Origin of the sequence: Phenylobacterium zucineum HLK1 (assembly GCF_000017265.1) — a bacterium.
GTDB classification, from domain to species: domain Bacteria; phylum Pseudomonadota; class Alphaproteobacteria; order Caulobacterales; family Caulobacteraceae; genus Phenylobacterium; species Phenylobacterium zucineum.
Genome location: NC_011144.1, coordinates 1,214,056 through 1,229,521, shown reverse-complemented (window position 1 = coordinate 1,229,521; position 15,466 = coordinate 1,214,056). Strand labels below are relative to the sequence as shown.

11 protein-coding genes are annotated in these 15,466 nt (G+C 72.4%); 5 read left to right on the top strand and 6 right to left on the bottom strand.

Going from position 1 to position 15,466, the window contains the following annotated elements; genetic code table 11:
- The first annotated feature begins 172 nt into the window (after positions 1–172).
- Genes PHZ_RS05960 through PHZ_RS21540 form a run of 4 tightly spaced genes read left to right on the top strand, consistent with a single transcriptional unit; the run spans position 173 to position 5,829 of the window.
- Positions 173–2,068, top strand: a complete 1,896-nt coding sequence (locus PHZ_RS05960; protein ID WP_148216805.1) for a hypothetical protein — start codon at positions 173–175, stop codon at positions 2,066–2,068.
- Positions 2,065–3,096: a trypsin-like serine protease gene (locus PHZ_RS05955; RefSeq protein WP_012521645.1), complete on the top strand. Its 1,032-nt coding sequence runs from the start codon at positions 2,065–2,067 to the stop codon at positions 3,094–3,096. The genes PHZ_RS05960 and PHZ_RS05955 overlap by 4 nt, the downstream gene beginning before the upstream one ends.
- Positions 3,084–5,186 carry a S8 family serine peptidase gene (locus tag PHZ_RS05950; RefSeq protein ID WP_012521644.1) on the top strand — a complete coding sequence of 701 codons (2,103 nt, stop codon included), beginning with the start codon at positions 3,084–3,086 and terminating at the stop codon, positions 5,184–5,186. Before PHZ_RS05955 ends, PHZ_RS05950 begins: the two co-directional genes overlap by 13 nt.
- A complete protein-coding gene (locus PHZ_RS21540; RefSeq protein ID WP_049758154.1) occupies positions 5,176–5,829 on the top strand; it encodes a DUF1353 domain-containing protein in 654 nt (217 codons plus the stop codon). Before PHZ_RS05950 ends, PHZ_RS21540 begins: the two co-directional genes overlap by 11 nt.
- Before the next feature lie 411 nt (positions 5,830–6,240).
- Here the strand turns inward: PHZ_RS21540 and PHZ_RS22605 are convergent, their stop codons facing one another.
- Complete coding sequence (locus PHZ_RS22605) at positions 6,241–6,705, bottom strand: hypothetical protein (RefSeq protein ID WP_049758153.1); 465 nt, start codon at positions 6,703–6,705, stop codon at positions 6,241–6,243.
- Positions 6,706–6,802: 97 nt separating this feature from the next.
- Here PHZ_RS22605 and purU point away from each other — a divergent pair, with 97 nt between their 5' ends.
- Positions 6,803–7,645, top strand: coding sequence for a formyltetrahydrofolate deformylase (gene purU / locus PHZ_RS05935; RefSeq protein ID WP_012521641.1), 843 nt, complete (start codon positions 6,803–6,805; stop codon positions 7,643–7,645).
- Positions 7,646–7,700: 55 nt separating this feature from the next.
- Here the strand turns inward: purU and PHZ_RS05930 are convergent, their stop codons facing one another.
- The 5 genes from PHZ_RS05930 to PHZ_RS05910 form a co-directional block, all read right to left on the bottom strand.
- Positions 7,701–8,453, bottom strand: coding sequence for a sulfite exporter TauE/SafE family protein (locus PHZ_RS05930; protein WP_012521640.1), 753 nt, complete (start codon positions 8,451–8,453; stop codon positions 7,701–7,703).
- Positions 8,454–8,484: 31 nt separating this feature from the next.
- Positions 8,485–9,264 (bottom strand): SDR family NAD(P)-dependent oxidoreductase, encoded by a 780-nt coding sequence (locus tag PHZ_RS05925; RefSeq protein ID WP_012521639.1) that lies wholly within the window; start codon positions 9,262–9,264, stop codon positions 8,485–8,487.
- Between the two features lie 64 nt (positions 9,265–9,328).
- On the bottom strand, positions 9,329–12,511 hold the full coding sequence (locus tag PHZ_RS05920; RefSeq protein ID WP_012521638.1) for an efflux RND transporter permease subunit: 3,183 nt from the start codon (positions 12,509–12,511) through the stop codon (positions 9,329–9,331).
- A gap of 4 nt (positions 12,512–12,515) precedes the next feature.
- On the bottom strand, positions 12,516–13,646 hold the full coding sequence (locus tag PHZ_RS05915) for an efflux RND transporter periplasmic adaptor subunit (protein ID WP_201765269.1): 1,131 nt from the start codon (positions 13,644–13,646) through the stop codon (positions 12,516–12,518).
- Positions 13,647–13,871: 225 nt separating this feature from the next.
- Positions 13,872–15,452: an alpha/beta fold hydrolase gene (locus PHZ_RS05910; protein WP_012521636.1), complete on the bottom strand. Its 1,581-nt coding sequence runs from the start codon at positions 15,450–15,452 to the stop codon at positions 13,872–13,874.
- Positions 15,453–15,466: the final 14 nt, after the last annotated feature.

The following is a 15,466-nucleotide window of genomic DNA, read 5'->3' as shown; positions in this document are numbered from 1 at the left end:
TGTCGAAGGTCCCCGCTCCAACGCCCGGCCCGCCGGCCGGTTACACAGGAGCGCCCGGCCGCGGGCAAGTCGGAACGCCCGCCCGTTCGAACCGGGCCGAGCTGACCCGAGCGTGTCACGCCGCTTCACAACTCAAGGCTGAACTGTCACGATACCGTCGGTATCCGGGGGGATGGGCATGATTGTGCGCTGCGCGTTGGTGACGTCGGCGGCGGCCTTGCTGGCCGGCTGCGCGACCAGCCTTTCGACCACACCGGTGCGGGATCGCACCGCCACGACGTCGGCGCTGACCGGCGTCTCGTACAGCCTGCCGATGCTCAAGTACGACATCGCGCTGAAGCGGGCGCTGGAAGGCTGCCCGAGCTCCATGCCGGTCCCGGTCGGGAGCGGGCGGACGCTTCAGCTGACCTCCGGCGCGGTGGACGTCAGCGTCTCGGCCGAGGTGAAGGAAGCCTACGTCCGCGGCGAGGCGTACGCCATCGACTACCCCGCGCTCAGCGCGCCCTTCGCGACCTCCGCCTTCGCCTTCCAGACCCACCCGAACGGGACCTTGAAGGCGATCAATGCGACCGCCTCCGACCAGACGGCCGACATCCTGAAGGAGGCGGTCAAGTTCGGGGTCGCCGTCGCCTCCATGAGCACCGGCGCGCCGGCGCTGGACCTGGCCGCGCTCGGTGTCTCCGGCGGTCCCGAGACGCTTGCGCCCCCGCCGGCGTTCGCGGATCTGCCTGCCTACGCCGAGAGCGTGACCATGGTGGCGTGCAAGCCCGACGCGGCCCTCCAGCTCGCGGCGTTCAAGGCCAACGCCGAGGAGCAGAAGACGAAGGCCACGACGCTCAAGGTCGCGACGGCGGACGTCGCCCGGCACACGACCGTCGCAGGCCAGCGCCGGGCGACGAGCGCCCATGTCGACAAGCTGGACTCCGCCATCCAGGCGATGGACGACGCCCAGCGCGACCTGGACAAGGCCAAGGAGGCCGGCGCCGACCTGCTCGCCGGCTTGTCGGCGTCGGACCGGACGCAATGGCCCGAGGCCTTCGACGCGCCGCTCGCCGGGCGGATGCCCTTCTCCGACAGCGGCCGCAAAAAGCTCGAGGACCTGCTCGAGACGAAGACGGTCACCGTCCTGCGGCCCAGCCGGTTCGCGGCATGGCTGAAGGCCCATCCGGATCAGGCCGAGGCCATGAAGGCGCACCCCGTCTTCAAGACCTACTTCACCCCGGCCGGGGCCATCGTGGACGATCCCAGGACCCGGCCGGAGTGCACGGGCGCGGACGCCACCCCCGCCAAGTGCCTGGCCGCCTTCAGCGGCGTCTCGGCCGAGCTCGTGCGCGTGCACGCCACGCCCGCCTGCGTCCCCGGCGCGCAGCGCGGGTTCGAGTGCGCGCGCGAAGGCGTCCAGGTCCAGGAGGAGCGCTTCAGCCGCCGGCGCTCCCAGCAGGGCCGGCCGGACGCGCCCGCCGCGATCGTCCGGACGGCCGGGCCCATGGGCCGGCTGGCCCGCGACGACCGCGCCGATCCCGGCATCTTCATCCGATCGCAGGCCGAGGCCCGGCTCAAGCTCTGCCGCAGCGCGTCCGGAGACTGCCCGGCGAGCGCCAAGGCGGTCCATTCCGGACAGCCCGTCTCGGCCCCGCAACTGGGGCAGCTGCGGTTCCTGCCCTTCCGGAACGAGATGCTGGAAGCCGCCGAACTGTCGCTGGTCCTGCGGGACGACGGCACGCTCGACAGCTTCAGCTACAAGAAGACCCGGGCGGCGGGCGCGGCGGGGGCCGCGGCGGCCAGCGACGCCGCCGGCCAGATCAAGGCCTACGAGGACGCCCGCCGGACGAAGGCCGCCGACGACCTCAAGGCGCAGCGCGCCGAAGCTCTGGCCAAGCTTCAGTTCGAGATCGACGTCCTCAACAAGAAGGCCGACCTGATCAAGGCGCAGACGCCCGACACGCCGGGTGAGCTCGACGCCCTGAAGGCCGAACTCGCCCGCACCACGACCGAAACCGCCCTGGCCGAGGCCAGGCTGGCCAGGCTGAAGGCGGAAGCCGCGCTCGCCGAGGAGCAAGGCGAATGAGGCGCGCGCTCCGTTCGCTGGCGGCATGCGGCCTCGTGGCCGGGGGCCTCGCCGCCTGCGGCGGACCGGGCGGGCCGCCGCCCGACGCGGTGGAGGCGGCGGAGGCGGTCGCGGCGTCCGCCGCTCCGGCCGACGAGGCGACGCCCGTCGTGGTCTTCCGTCCGCTCTCGCGCCTCGTCCCGCCCGGCGAGGTCCGCGTCATCAACGGCGAGCCCGTGCGCCCGCGCGACTGGCCCGCCATGGTCGGCGCCGTCATCGAGGTGCGGGACCGGAACGACCGGGTCGTCGAACGCAGCATCTGCACCGGAACCCTCGTCGGACCGCGGGTGATGCTGACCGCCGCCCATTGCGTGGACGGCGGCAAGGACAAGCCCGAACTGCCCGTCAGGATCGAGCTCGACGGGGCCGCGGTCGACGCCAGGTGCCGGATGCACGCGGCCTACGCCGCGGCGCCGAAGCCTGCGACCAGGACGCCGCGCGACAGCGCCGACTACGCGCTTTGCCTGCTGGGCCTCGACCTCCAGGCCCTCGACGCCTACCGCACCCTGGAGTTCGAGAGCATCGACCGGGACACCTCCCCCGATCGCCTCAACTGGGTGCTGGTGACGGGTTACGGCTGCACCGAGGTGGCGTTCAACGAGCAGTGCGAGCCGGTGTTCGGGCCCGCGAAGGCCAGCCTGCTCGCCGGCAACGCCGCCATCTCGCGGCGGCCCTCGCCGGGGCCGGAACGCAACTATCTGCAGACGCGATCGGCGACGTCCAGCGACGCCGCCCTGTGCCCCGGCGACTCGGGCGGGCCGCTGCTGACCGGCGCGACGCTGCAGGACCAGACGGCGAGCCGGCGGATCGTCGCCGTGAATTCCTCGATCGCCGTCCCACGCTGCAGCGCGGTCGGGTTGACCAGCCGCTATTCGGCCCTCGCGACGTCCGACTTCCGGACCTGGTCCGACCGCTGGATCGCGGACTCCGGGCGGCCCACCGTGTGCGGCGTGAACAAGCGGCCGGGGGAGTTCCCGTGTCGCGCCTGAGGCGCGGTGGGGCCTGGCTCGCCCTCGCCCCGGCGCTCTGGCTCGGTCTCGGGCCGGGCCTGGCCGCGGCGGAGCCGGCCGTCGCCGTACGGCCGACAGGGCCGCATCTGACCCGCGAGATGCTGGAGACCTTCGCGGGCTTCGTCCCCCCCACCAGGCTCAGTCCCGACCGCTATCCCGAGGCCGGGCGCTTCACCCCTCAGGAGATCGTCGAGGTCCTCTGCGGCCGCGCGTCGCCCGACTATCTGGCGCTGCTCAAGCAGAGGAACGGCCTCAGCGACGCCGACCTCAGGCGGCCCGCCGGCGAGCGGGCCTACCAGATCGACTTCATCCACTGCCCCTATGTGGCGAAATTCGAAACGCCGAAGGTCTATGTCGCGGAAAGCGGCGACACCTATGCGCAGATCCGGGAAGCCTTCACCGGGGTGCAGGGCACGCCCGCCTCCAACGCGAAATTCTTCGGCGTCCCCGAGGGCGTGATCCGCTCGGGGCGCCTGAGGCCCGGCGACGAGCTTCGGATCCCCTACGCCACCGCGGCCTCGATCCTGCCCGCCGACGAGGCGTCGGCGCTCTCCGAGAATCTCAAGCCGGCCTCGGGCCGCCTCGTGGCCAACTATGTCCAGTTCGGGCCGTCGACCACCGGCCGCATCGTCACCTACGTCGGCGACTCCGGGGTCGACGCGGTCCCCGAGAAGCCGGCCGAGTGCGGCCCCGATCCCGTCAGGCCCTTCGACGCCGCCGCGGTCGTCGCCGCCTACGAGTTCGCCGTGAAGCGGGCGGCGGCGCTGAACCAGCGGGTCGAGCATCCCGTCGACGTTATGGTCGCCGACAACGGCTTCTTCGGGGCCCGGCCCAGGCCGGCCGGCGGCTATGACTTCCGCACGCCGGAGTTCGACGGCCGGCACTTCGACACGGCGACCTACGGCCGGCGCCTCGGCCCGGTGCTCGAGGACCCCCAGGGCCAGCAGACCTATCCCGTCAACTATCAGAACGGGCTCAGCCCGGCGGGTCCGCTCAGCGGCCACGGCACCCACGTCACCGGCCTGGTGCTGGGCGGGACGGAATTTCTCCCGCACCGGTCCAGGGTGTACGGCCCGGGCGTCGGGTGGCTGAAGCTCACCCAGCTCAACGTCGGCCGCGGTTCGGCCACGCTGATGGCCGGCTCACAGCGGGAACTGAGCTCCCAGCTGCTGCTGCTCCAGGGCTCCCGGATCGTGAACCTGAGCCTCACCTACGACGGCCGGGCGAGCGGCATTCCCGCCAGCTTCACGTTCCTGGACGAGGCCTCCGACATGAAGGGGGTGGGCCGGCACCTCTTCGTGGTCGCCGCCGGCAACGACCGGCGCGGCAACGCGGCCGACTACCAGCCGGCCGCCAGGGGCGGGATCGGCGTCGCGGCCTCGGTGATCACCGTCGCGGCCACGGACCCGGCCGGACGGCTCACCAGCTTCACCAACATCGGCTCCACGAACGTCGACGTCGCGGCCCCCGGCTGCAACCTGGAGTCCTGGACCTCGGACGCAGGGCCCGCGGTCGCCCTGAGCGGCACCTCCCAGGCTGCGCCGCTCGTCACGTTCCAGGCCAGCCTCATCCGCTCGCTGACCGGCGCGGACCCTGCGGACCTGAAGATCCGCATCGTCTCCAGCGGCGACCTCCTGCACCCCGACGACGCGCGGAAGGTGTCGGGGCATACGCGGATCGACATCCCGCGCTCGCTCTACGTCTTCGACGACTATGTGCGCTGGAAGGCCGGCGCCGGCGAGCGCGCGGTGCTGGGGCGCGTGGTGAAGGCCTCGGGCCTCGTCTGCCGGGACGACGACCTCAAGGTCGACCTCGCCGAGCTTCGGGCCTTCAAGCAGGATCCGGCCCAGGCCTACGCCTTCCGCCGACCGTCCGCCCAGAACCGCCTCGCCGTGTGCGCCGTCGCCACGCCGGGCGCCGCCGATGTGCTGGTGGTGGAGCCGTCGGTCGAGGCGACGGGCGACCACCCCGCCTCGCCCGAGAGCCTGCCGGGCGCCCCCGGCCGGTACATCACCATCCCGATGCGGGATGTCATCGACGTGACCATGAGGATGAAGGATGCCGGCTGACCGCAGGATCCGGGGACTGGCGGCCGGCGCCCTCGCCGCGCTCGCCCTGCTCACGCCGCCGGCGTGGTCTCAATACGCTGCGCAGGGCGACATGACGGGCATCCAGGTCCGGATCGTGCGCGACCATCGCATCGAGAAGCGGCGCGCGGCGATCGTCATGCAGGACTGGCTCTACTGCTACCCGCCGACCGGCGACGTGATCCTCGTTCCGAAGGGCTACATGACCGACTTCGCGTCGATACCGCCTCTCGCCGACCGGCTGATCGACGTGTTCGGCGACAACGTGGAGGCCGCCGTGGTGCACGACTGGCTCTACGCCGTGGGCCAGCCCGGCCGCCGCGAAGCCGCCGACGACCTATTCCGCTACGCGCTCAAGGAACAGGGCGTCGGGCTCGTGACCCGGAACGCCATGCATGCCGCGGTGAAGCTCGGCGGCGGCGGCGCCTACGGACGCGCGGGCGAATGGGACCGCCGCTTCGGCGATCCGCTGACAGGCAAGCCGCTTGCCCGCTCCCCCTTCAAGCGCCGGACGAGCGCGGTCGTGACGCGGCTTTCGGACTGCCGGAGGATGGAGTCCATCGCCGAGCTCGGCCGCCTCCAGAGCCGGTTCGGGTCCTCGCAATGGCCCCGCGCGGTCCGCTAGCCGCGGCGGCGGGCGGGAACGGAGACGGGTGGTGCGGGCGGCCGGGGTCGAACCGGCACGAGCCTTGCGGCCCTACGGATTTTCGTACCACTTCGGCTTTCGCCGCCGCCGACGGTGCGTCGGCGTTCGTGGTCTGGACTATCCCTTCGCCCTGGCCAGCTGGCCGTAGGCGCCGCCCGTCTAGTCTCTACACCTTCCCAACGCGGCGTGGCCGCGCAGGGCTTGGCTCGGGATCGCCATCTGACAGGGTTCCCCGAATTTGAGCGGTTCTACGTCCGGGGTTTCCCCCGGCGCACTCAAGCGTCAGTTCAAGTCCGTTGCGTCTACCAATTTCGCCACGCCCGCACGGCGCGCCGTATCTATCCCTCGTCCGCGGCGTTCGCCAAGGCGGCTCGGGCGAGACTGGTGCGCTCAGGTCGGCGGGTCTTCGGCGGCCGGGGCGGGAGCCGCGGCGGGCGCAGGCGCGGCCGTCGGCGCCTCGGTCTCGGCCGGCGCCGGGGCGGGCGCAGGCTGGGCGGCCTGAGCAGGCTGTCCGGCGGCCGGCGGCGGAGGAACCTCCACCACGGGCGGGCGGTCCGCAGGCTCGGCCTCGGCCGCTTCGGACGTGTCGGCGGCCTCGGCAGGCTCGGCCTTGGCGGCCGCATCCTCGGCGGCGTCCTCGGCCGCGGGGGCCGCGGGCGCGCTCTCCGGCGGCGTCTCCACGGTGGGCGCCGGCGGGGGCGCGGCGGGCGTCGCCGTTCCGCCCCATTCCGGCGCCCGCAACTCCACGTCGCGGAACATGCCGTGCACGAAGGCCGCCACGCTCACGACCGCCAGCGCCGCCAGGGCCCTGCGCTTCGCCGTCCGGCCGGCGAACGTCCCGTCCACATAGCTCATGGCGCCACCTTACGGCCGCCGCGCCCGGCCGCAACCATCCACCGCGGGCCACCGCGGGCTTGACCGTGCCGCCCGGGCTTGCGACGTGCGCCGGGCGATGATCCTGACCCTCTCCTGCCCCGACCAGCCCGGCATCGTTGCCCGCGTGTCCGCCCTGCTCTTCGAGCGCGGCGCCAACATCCTCGACGCCCAGCAGTTCGACGACGAGGAGACCGGCCGGTTCTTCATGCGCGTGGTGTTCGATCCGGGCGACGCCGGCGCCGAGGCCTGGCGCGCCGCCTTCGCGCCCCTCGCCGAGCAGTACGCCATGACCTGGACCCTGCGCGGCCGCAAGGAGCGCCGCCGGGTGATGATCCTCGCCTCGCAGCAGGACCACTGCCTCTCCGATCTGATCTGGCGCTGGCGGCAGGGCGAGCTGCAGATGGATCTGACCGCCGTGGTCTCCAACCATCCGGCCTCCACCTTCCCCCACACCGACCTGCAGGGGATCGCCTTCCACCACCTGCCGATCACGCCCGAGACCAAGCCCCAGCAGGAGGCCCGCCTCTGGTCGCTGATCGAGGAGACCCGGACCGAACTCGTGGTCCTCGCCCGCTACATGCAGGTGCTCTCCGACGACCTCGCCGGCAAGCTCGAGGGCCGCTGCATCAACATCCACCACTCGTTCCTGCCGGGCTTCAAGGGCGCCCGCCCCTACCACCAGGCCCACGCCCGCGGGGTGAAGGTGATCGGCGCCACGGCCCACTACGTCACCGGCGACCTCGACGAGGGCCCGATCATCGAGCAGGACGTCGAGCGCATCAGCCACCGCGACACGCCGGCCGCCCTGATCCGCAAGGGCCGCGACATCGAGCGCCGCGTGCTGGCCCGCGCCGTCCGCTGGCGCCTGGAGGACCGCGTGCTCCTCAACGGCCGCAAGACGGTGGTCTTCACGGACTAGGCCCGAGCGCGTCAGGCGAAAGTGGAGGCCGGTTTCGCCGTCCGACGCGCGACCACTAAGAACCCCAGGCCTCCCACAGCAGCTGCGCGCCCACCAGGATCATCAGCACGTAGATGATCGTGTAGAACCGCTCGGCCTTCACCCGCCGCACCAGCCAGACGCCGGCGAAGGTGGAGGCGATCGCCACCGGCGCCAGCACCGCCGAGGTGGCCAGGTTCTCCCGCGTGAACTGGCCGAGGGCGACGTAGGCCGGGACCTTCACCCAGTTCACCACCGCGAAGAAGATCGCGGTCGTGCCCACCAGGCTGGCGGGCGAGAGGTTCTTCGGCAGCACCCACATCTGGAACGGCGGCTGGCCGGCGTGGGCGATCTGGCTGGTGAAGCCCGAGGCCACCCCCAGCAGGGCGCCGACCGGCCACGGCGCGTTCGAGGGCGCGGCGACCCGGCCGCCCCGCTGGCTCCACAGCCGCTGCGCGGCGAACAGGATCGAGATCGCCCCCAGCGTCGCCAGCACGGCCACCGCCGAGACCTGCGCGGCCAGCAGGTAGCCCAGGAAGATGCCCGCCGCCGCGCTCGGCAGCATCAGGGCCAGCACGCCCCGGTCCCAGGTCTTCCGGAACGCCCAGACCCCGACCACGTCCTGCACGATCAGGATCGGCAGCAGGATCGCCGCCGCCTGCACCGGCGAGATGGCCAGGGCCAGCAGCGGCATGGCCACGGCGCCGACGCCGGCGAAGCCGCCCTTGGCCAGCCCCATCATCGTCACCGCCGGCACGGCGAGGACGTAGAAGAGGGGATCGGTCAGCATGGGCGCGCGGCGGCCTTGGGCGAGTCCGGCCTCAGAAGATCGTGTAGCCGCCGTCGATGACGAAGCTGTCGCCGGTGTGGAACTTCGAGGCGTCCGAGGCCAGGTACACCGCGATGCCCGAGAAGTCCTCGCCCTCGCCCCAGCGGCGCATCGGCACCCGGCCGATGGCCTTCTCGTTGAAGGTGTCCCACGCCTGCAGGCCGGCGGTCATGTCGGTGGCGATCCAGCCCGGCAGGATGGCGTTGGCCCGGATGCCGTAGCGGGCGTACTCCACCGCCAGCCCGCGGATCATGGCGATCACCCCGGCCTTGGTCGAGGCGTAGGCCTGGTTGCGCGGCGCGCCGTGGATCGCCGAGGTGGACGAGGTCACCACCATCGAGCCGCCGGGGTCGCCCGCCTCGGCCCGTTCGATCATGTGCTTGGCCGCCTCGCGGAAGGTCCAGAACACCGCGTCCAGGTTCACCGTCGTGACCCGCCGCCACTTCTCGGTGGTCATCTCGTGGAACGGCGCGCCGCCGCCGACGCCGGCGTTGGCGGCCACGAAGTCCAGTCGCCCGAACGTCTTCAGCGCCTCGGCGACGCCGGCCACCACCGCCTGCTCGTCGGCCACGTCCACCTTCTGGACCAGCACCTCGACGCCGTAGCCCTTCAGCGTCGCCTCGGCCTTGGCGTTCTTCTCCGGGTTCTGGCCCCAGATCGCCACCTTGGCCCCGGCCGCGGCCAGGCCCTCGGCCATGCCGAGGCCGATGCCGCCGTTGCCGCCGGTCACCAGCGCGACCTTGCCGGTCAGGTCGAACGGTTTGAAGGCCATCTCGTCTCTCCCCTTTTGCTTGCCCGCCACTTGCGCGGGCGACGTAGGGGAGGTCAAGGCGGCCCTATTCCGCCGGCGCGGGCGCGGCCGCCTCCCCGCCTCGCCTGAACCGCGCCATCAGCCGGTCGCTGATCCCGCGGCACAGCACGTAGAACGCCGGGGTGAACAGGAGGCCGAAGGCGGTCACCCCCGCCATGCCGAAGAACACCGCCGTGCCCAGCGCCTGGCGCATCTCGGCGCCCGGCCCGCTCGCCGTCACCAGCGGCAGCACGCCCAGGATGAAGGCGAACGAGGTCATCAGGATCGGCCGCAGGCGGGTGCGCGCCGCCTCCACCGCCGCGGCCCAGCGGTCCAGCCCGCGGTCCTCGGCCTGCTTGGCGAACTCGACGATCAGGATGGCGTTCTTGGCCGCCAGGCCGATCAGCACCACGAGCCCGATCTGGGTCAGGATGTTGTTGTCCTGGCCGCGCAGGTTCACCCCCAGCATGGCGGCCAAGAGGCACATCGGCACGATCAGGATGATCGCCAGCGGCAGGGTCACGCTCTCGTACTGGGCCGCCAGCAGCAGGAAGACGAACACCACCGCCAGGCCGAAGGCGATCGGTCCCGTATTGCCGGCCTCCTTCTGCTGGTAGGCGAGTTCGGTCCACTCGTGGCCGAAGCCCTCGGGCAGGCGCTCATCCGCCATCTGCTCGACCGCCGCCAGCGCCTGGCCCGACGAGTAGCCGGGCTTGGTGTCGCCCTGCAGCTCGGCCGCCGGGAACAGGTTGTAGCGCACCACCCGGTAGGGCCCGGAATCGTCGCGCACCGTCGCCACCGAGCCCAGCGGCACCATCGCCCCGCTGTCCGAGCGGGTCTGCAGGCGCACGATGTCCGAGGCCTCGTCGCGGAACGGCGCGTCGGCCTGCGCGGTGACCCGGTAGGTCCGGCCCAGGTAGTTGAAGTCGTTGACGAAGCTGGAGCCCAGGTAGGTCGACAGCGTCTCGAACACCCGCTCGGGCGGCACGCCGGCCAGCTCGGCCTTGTCGCGGTCGATCTCCGCCCACAGCCTGGGCGTCGAGGTGTTGAACAGCGTGAAGACGCTGGTCAGCTCCTCCTGCTGGTTGCCCTGCATCATCAGGTCGACGGTGGCCTGCTCCAGGGCGCGGTAGCCCATGCCCTGGCGGTCCTGGACGATCAGCTTCCAGCCGCCGCCGGTGCCGATGCCGCGCACGGGCGGCGGCTGGATGACCAGCACGTTCGCGCCGGGGATGGCGCCCAGCCGGGCGCGCAGGGCGTCCAGCACCTCCTGGTCGTCCACCCCTTCCTTCGCCCGGTCCTCGAAGTGGGTCAGCGACAGGAAGATGGTGCCGGCGTTGGGGGCGTTGGTGAACGTCGCCCCGTCCAGCCCCGCGAACGCCGCGGCGTGGATCACGCCCTTGGTGTCCAGCGCCTCGTCGGCCACCCGCCGCACGATCGCGTCGGTCCGCGCCAGCGACGAGCCCGGCGGCAGCTGCACGACGGCGATGAAGTAGCCCTGGTCCTGGGCCGGGATGAAGCCGGTGGGCGTGGCCGCGAACCGCCAGACGGTGAACAGCAGCAGCACCGCGTAGATCGCCAGCATCAGAGCCACCCGCCGCACCGTGTGGCCGGTCAGCCGCCCGTAGCGGGCGCTCAGCCGCTCGAAGGCGCGGTTGAACCAGGCGCCGAACCGCTGGAACGGCGCGCGCCAGCCGCGGGGCCGCGGCGGATGGGCTGGATGCGGCCGCAGCAGCAGCGCCGCCATGGCCGGCGAGAGCGTCAGCGACACCAGGCACGAGATCAGCGTCGCGCTGGCGATGGTCAGGGCGAACTGGCGGTAGAACTGGCCCGAGATGCCGGTGATGAAGGCCGTCGGCACGAACACCGCGGTCAGCACCAGGGCGATGGCGATCAGCGCCCCGCCCACCTCCTCCATGGTCTTGTAGGCCGCCTCCTTGGGCGTCATGCCGGCGGCCAGGTTCCGCTCGACGTTCTCGACCACCACGATGGCGTCGTCGACGACGATGCCGATCGCCAGCACCAGGCCGAACAGCGACAGGTTGTTCAGCGAGGCGCCGAAACCCGCCATCACCAGGAACGCCCCGATCAGCGAGACCGGGATCGCCAGCACCGGGATGATCGCGGCCCGCCAGGTCTGCAGGAACACGACCACCACCAGCACCACCAGCACCACCGCCTCCAGCAGGGTCTTGCGGACCTCCTTGATGCTCTCGGCGACGTATTCGGTGGGGTTGTAGATGACGGTGTAGGCCAGGCCCGGCGGGAAGCTCTCGGCCGCCGTCTTCATGGTCTCCAGCACGCCGTCGGCGGTGGACAGCGCGTTCGAGCCCGGCCGCTGGCTGATGCCGATGACCACCGCCTTCTGGCCGCGGTCGAGGTAGGCGTTGACGTTGTAGTCCTGGGCGCCCAGCTCGACCCGCGCCACGTCGCGGACCCGCACGATCTGCGGCCCGTCGGCGCGGATCACCACGTCCTCGAACTGCTCGGGCGCCACGAGGCGCCCCTGGGTGCTGACGTTCAGCTCGAAGGCCGCGCCCGCGTCCGAGAACGGCGGCGCGCCGACCGTGCCCGCGGCCACCTGCACGTTCTGCCCGCGCAGGGCCTGCACGATCTCGCCGGCGGTCAGGTTGTGGGCGGCGGCCTTGTCCGGGTCGATCCAGACCCGCATGGCGTAGTCGCGCGCGCCGAAGATCTGGGCGTCGCCCACGCCCTCCAGCCGGGCGAGCTGGTTGCGCAGCTGCAGCGTCGCGTAGTTCGAGATGTATTCGGGGCTGCGCGAGCCGTCCGGCGAATAGAGGTGGATCACCATCAGCAGGTCGGGCGAGGCCTTGCGGGTGACCACGCCCAGGCGGCGCACCTCCTCGGGCAGGCGCGCCTCGGCCGAGGCGACCCGGTTCTGCACCAGCACCTGGGCGGCGTTCAGGTCCGTCCCCAGCTTGAAGGTGATGGTGATCGTCAGCCGCCCGTCCGAGGTGGACGAGGAGGACATGTAGAGCATGTCCTCGACGCCGTTGATCTCCTGCTCCAAGGGCGTCGCCACGGTGTCGGCGATCACCTCGGCCGAGGCGCCCGGATAGACCGCCGTCACCGTGATGGTGGGCGGGGCGATCTCGGGATACTGCGCCACCGGCAGGGTGGGATAGGCGAAGGCCCCCACCAGCACGATGATGATCGAGATCACGGCCGCGAAGATCGGCCGGTCGATGAAGAACCTGGAGAAACGCACGGGCCTACTCCGCGTTGGCGGCGGCGGTGGCCTGGGCGGCCGGGGGAGAGACGACATCCGGGCGCGGCGCGGTCGGCGCCTGGGCCACGATCCGGCCCGGCTGCGGCACGACCTTCATTCCCGGACGCACCCGCTGCTGGCCCTCGACGACCACCCGGTCGCCCGCCTCCAGCCCGGCGCGCACGACCCGCAGGCCGTCGACCAGCGGGCCCAGCTCCACCTTGCGGGGCTGGACGACGTTCCCGCTCGCCACCACCAGCACGATCTTGTCCGACTGGTCGGTCATCACCGCCGCGTCCGGGACCAGCAGCGCGGGATAGGCGCCCGAGCCCAGCAGCCGCATCCGGCCGTACATGCCCGGGGTCAGGAACAGGTCGGGGTTGGGCACGATCGCCCGGCCGCGGATCGTGCCCGAGCCGGTGTCGAGGGCGTTGTCCACGAAGTCCATCCGCCCGCGCCAGGCGTAGCCGGTCTCGTCCTGCAGCTGGATCTCCACCGGATTGGCCGCGCTGCGCGAGCTGGGCCGCGAGCCGTCGCGGTTCTGCCGCTGGTACTTCAGGTAGACGCTCTCCGAGCCCGTGAAGGCGAAGCGGATCGGGTCCAGCGAGACCACCGTGGTCAGCAGGGTCGGCTCGGCGCCCTCGGCGGCGACCAGGTTGCCCACGCTCACCCGCCGGTCCGACACCCGGCCCGAGATCGGCGAGGTCACGCGGGTGAACGAGACGTCCAGCGCCCGCGCCTGCTCGGCGGCGCGCGCCGCGCCCACCGCCGCCTCGGCGGACCGCGCCTCGGCCAGCCGCGCGTCGTGGACCGCCCGGCTGACGAAGCCCGTCTCCAGCAACTTCTGCGCCCGCTCCAGCTCCAGCTTGGCCCGGGCCGCCTGGGCCTCAGCCTGCCGCACCTCGGCGCGGGCCTGGGCCAGGGCCGCCTCGTACGGCCGGGGGTCGATGACGAACAGCAGCTGGCCCTTCCGGACCAGGTCGCCGTCGCGGAAATGGATCGAGCGGACGTAGCCCGAGACGCGCGGGCGCACCTCGACCTCGTCCACCGCCTCGAAGCGGCCGACGAACTCGTCCCAGTCGACGATCTCGCGCTGCAGCGGCGCCGACACGGCCACCGTCGGCGGACCCTGCACGGGCTCCGCCTTCCTCGCCCCGCATGCGCTCAGCACGAGCGACAACGCGGCCGCAACGGCCAAACGGACCGTCCCCGACATGCGGAATTCCCCCTGGAATGTGGATCTGGCTGAGCGTCGGACGCCCGTCGCGGCGGCGCTCGTCGTCCTAGCTGGGAACGCTCCCAGGCCCTGTCCAGAGCTGCGCCGTAAGTTAACACCGTTAACGTAAGGGAAGCCTGCGCGTCAGGCGCCGTCGGCCTCGTCCAGGAACGCCCGCGCCGCGTCCGCGAACCGCCGCCACGCGGCGTCCTGCTCCAGGATGATGTGGTTGCGGCCCTCGAGCGGCAGGAAGCGCGCGCCGGGAATCCGGCTGGCGATCTCGCGTCCCGTGGCGAACGGCACGACCGCGTCCCCGCGGCAGTGCGCGACCAGGGTCGGCGCGGCGACGCGGGGCAGCAGGGGCTCCACGTCCGCCTCGGCCCCGCAGCGCTGGATGGCGTAGGCGTTCTCGCCGTTGGTCGACAGCTTCTGGGTGGTGTTGAACCAGTGCTGGTCGTCGGATCCGCCGTCGGGGATGAACAGCGACGTGAACATCTGCCGGAAGGCCGGCGTATCGAGGTCCCAGCCCGTCCGCGTCAGCGTCAGCATGGCCTCGCGCCGCTCGCGCTCCTCGGGCGTGGCGTGCAGGGCCCACCCCTTCACGAAGCCGCCCAGGAGCACGATCCGGCGCACCCGTTCGGGATGGCGCACGGCGTAGGCCACCGCCACGCCCGCCCCTTGCGAGATGCCCAGCAGGTCGAAGCGCTCGAGCCCCGCGGCGTCCACCACCCGCTCCAGGTCGTCGACGAACGCCTCGACGCTGAAGGGCGCGTTCCAGTCCGAGAGGCCGTTGCCCCGCTGGTCGTAGCGGACGAAGGCGCGCCCCTTCGTGAACTCGGCGATCCAGTGCCGCCAGATGGGCCCCTCGGCGTCGCGCTGCAGGTGGGTCATCCAGTTGGCGGTCTTCACCAGCGGCGGCCCGCCGCCCTGCACCGTGTAGGCGATCGAGACCCCGTCCGAGGCGCTGCAGAAGCGGATGTCGGCCGCCGGCGGCGCTGCAGCGGCCCGCACCGCCGCCGGTCGAGCGCGCAGGTCGGCGGGCGCCTGGCCGCCGGCCGCCCTCAGGCGACGCTCGGCCAGCGCCCGGTGCTCGTCGGCGTCGCGGGTCCGGCCCGCGGATTCAAGCAACCCCACCAGCCGCCGCCACGGCTCGGGCGAGTCGCCGTCCAGCTCCACCCAGGCCCGCGCGTGGGCGATCGCCGTCTCGGGCGGCAGCGCCCGGCCGGTCAGCTCGCGCAGCACCTGCCCCCGCCAGCGCACGACGTCCTCTCGGTGCGCCACGCTCCAGGCGCGGAAGCGCTCGCAGCGCGGAAGCTCCAGGCCCTCCAGCAGCTCGCCGCCCCCCGCCGCCGCCTGCAGCGCCTCGGTCGGCGCCCGGGCGACGCCCCGCTGGGCGAGGGACTTCAGGCGCCGCCAGTCGACGGCCTCGTCGGGGAGCCGGATCTCGACCCACTCGCGATCGGCCAGCAACCGCACCTCGTCGCCGCTGTCGACGACCGGCCGCAGCTTGCTCAGGCTCCAGCGCAGCGCGCCGCGCGGATCGTCCGGCACGTCCCAGAACAGCTCGCACAGGCGCTCGCGCCGCTCGGGCTTCCCGGAGATCGTCAGATAGGCCAGCAGGGCGCGGGTCTTGCGCGAGGCCGGCAGCAGTTCGGCCGCGCCGTCCCGCCGGACCGTGAGCGGGCCGAGGAGCTGGAGCTCGAAGGGTTTGGCGGCCTCGCCCATCCGTCGAAACTAGC

What these genes read in the sequence shown, in the direction of transcription:
- purU (WP_012521641.1), top strand. Translation starts at nt 6,803, where the DNA reads ATGATCCTGACCCTCTCCTGCCCCGACCAGCCCGGCATCGTTGCCCGC.
- PHZ_RS22605 (WP_049758153.1), bottom strand. Translation starts at nt 6,705, where the DNA reads ATGAGCTATGTGGACGGGACGTTCGCCGGCCGGACGGCGAAGCGCAGG.
- PHZ_RS05930 (WP_012521640.1), bottom strand. Translation starts at nt 8,453, where the DNA reads ATGCTGACCGATCCCCTCTTCTACGTCCTCGCCGTGCCGGCGGTGACG.
- PHZ_RS05910 (WP_012521636.1), bottom strand. Translation starts at nt 15,452, where the DNA reads ATGGGCGAGGCCGCCAAACCCTTCGAGCTCCAGCTCCTCGGCCCGCTC.
- PHZ_RS05955 (WP_012521645.1), top strand. Translation starts at nt 2,065, where the DNA reads ATGAGGCGCGCGCTCCGTTCGCTGGCGGCATGCGGCCTCGTGGCCGGG.
- PHZ_RS05925 (WP_012521639.1), bottom strand. Translation starts at nt 9,264, where the DNA reads ATGGCCTTCAAACCGTTCGACCTGACCGGCAAGGTCGCGCTGGTGACC.
- PHZ_RS05960 (WP_148216805.1), top strand. Translation starts at nt 173, where the DNA reads ATGGGCATGATTGTGCGCTGCGCGTTGGTGACGTCGGCGGCGGCCTTG.
- PHZ_RS21540 (WP_049758154.1), top strand. Translation starts at nt 5,176, where the DNA reads ATGCCGGCTGACCGCAGGATCCGGGGACTGGCGGCCGGCGCCCTCGCC.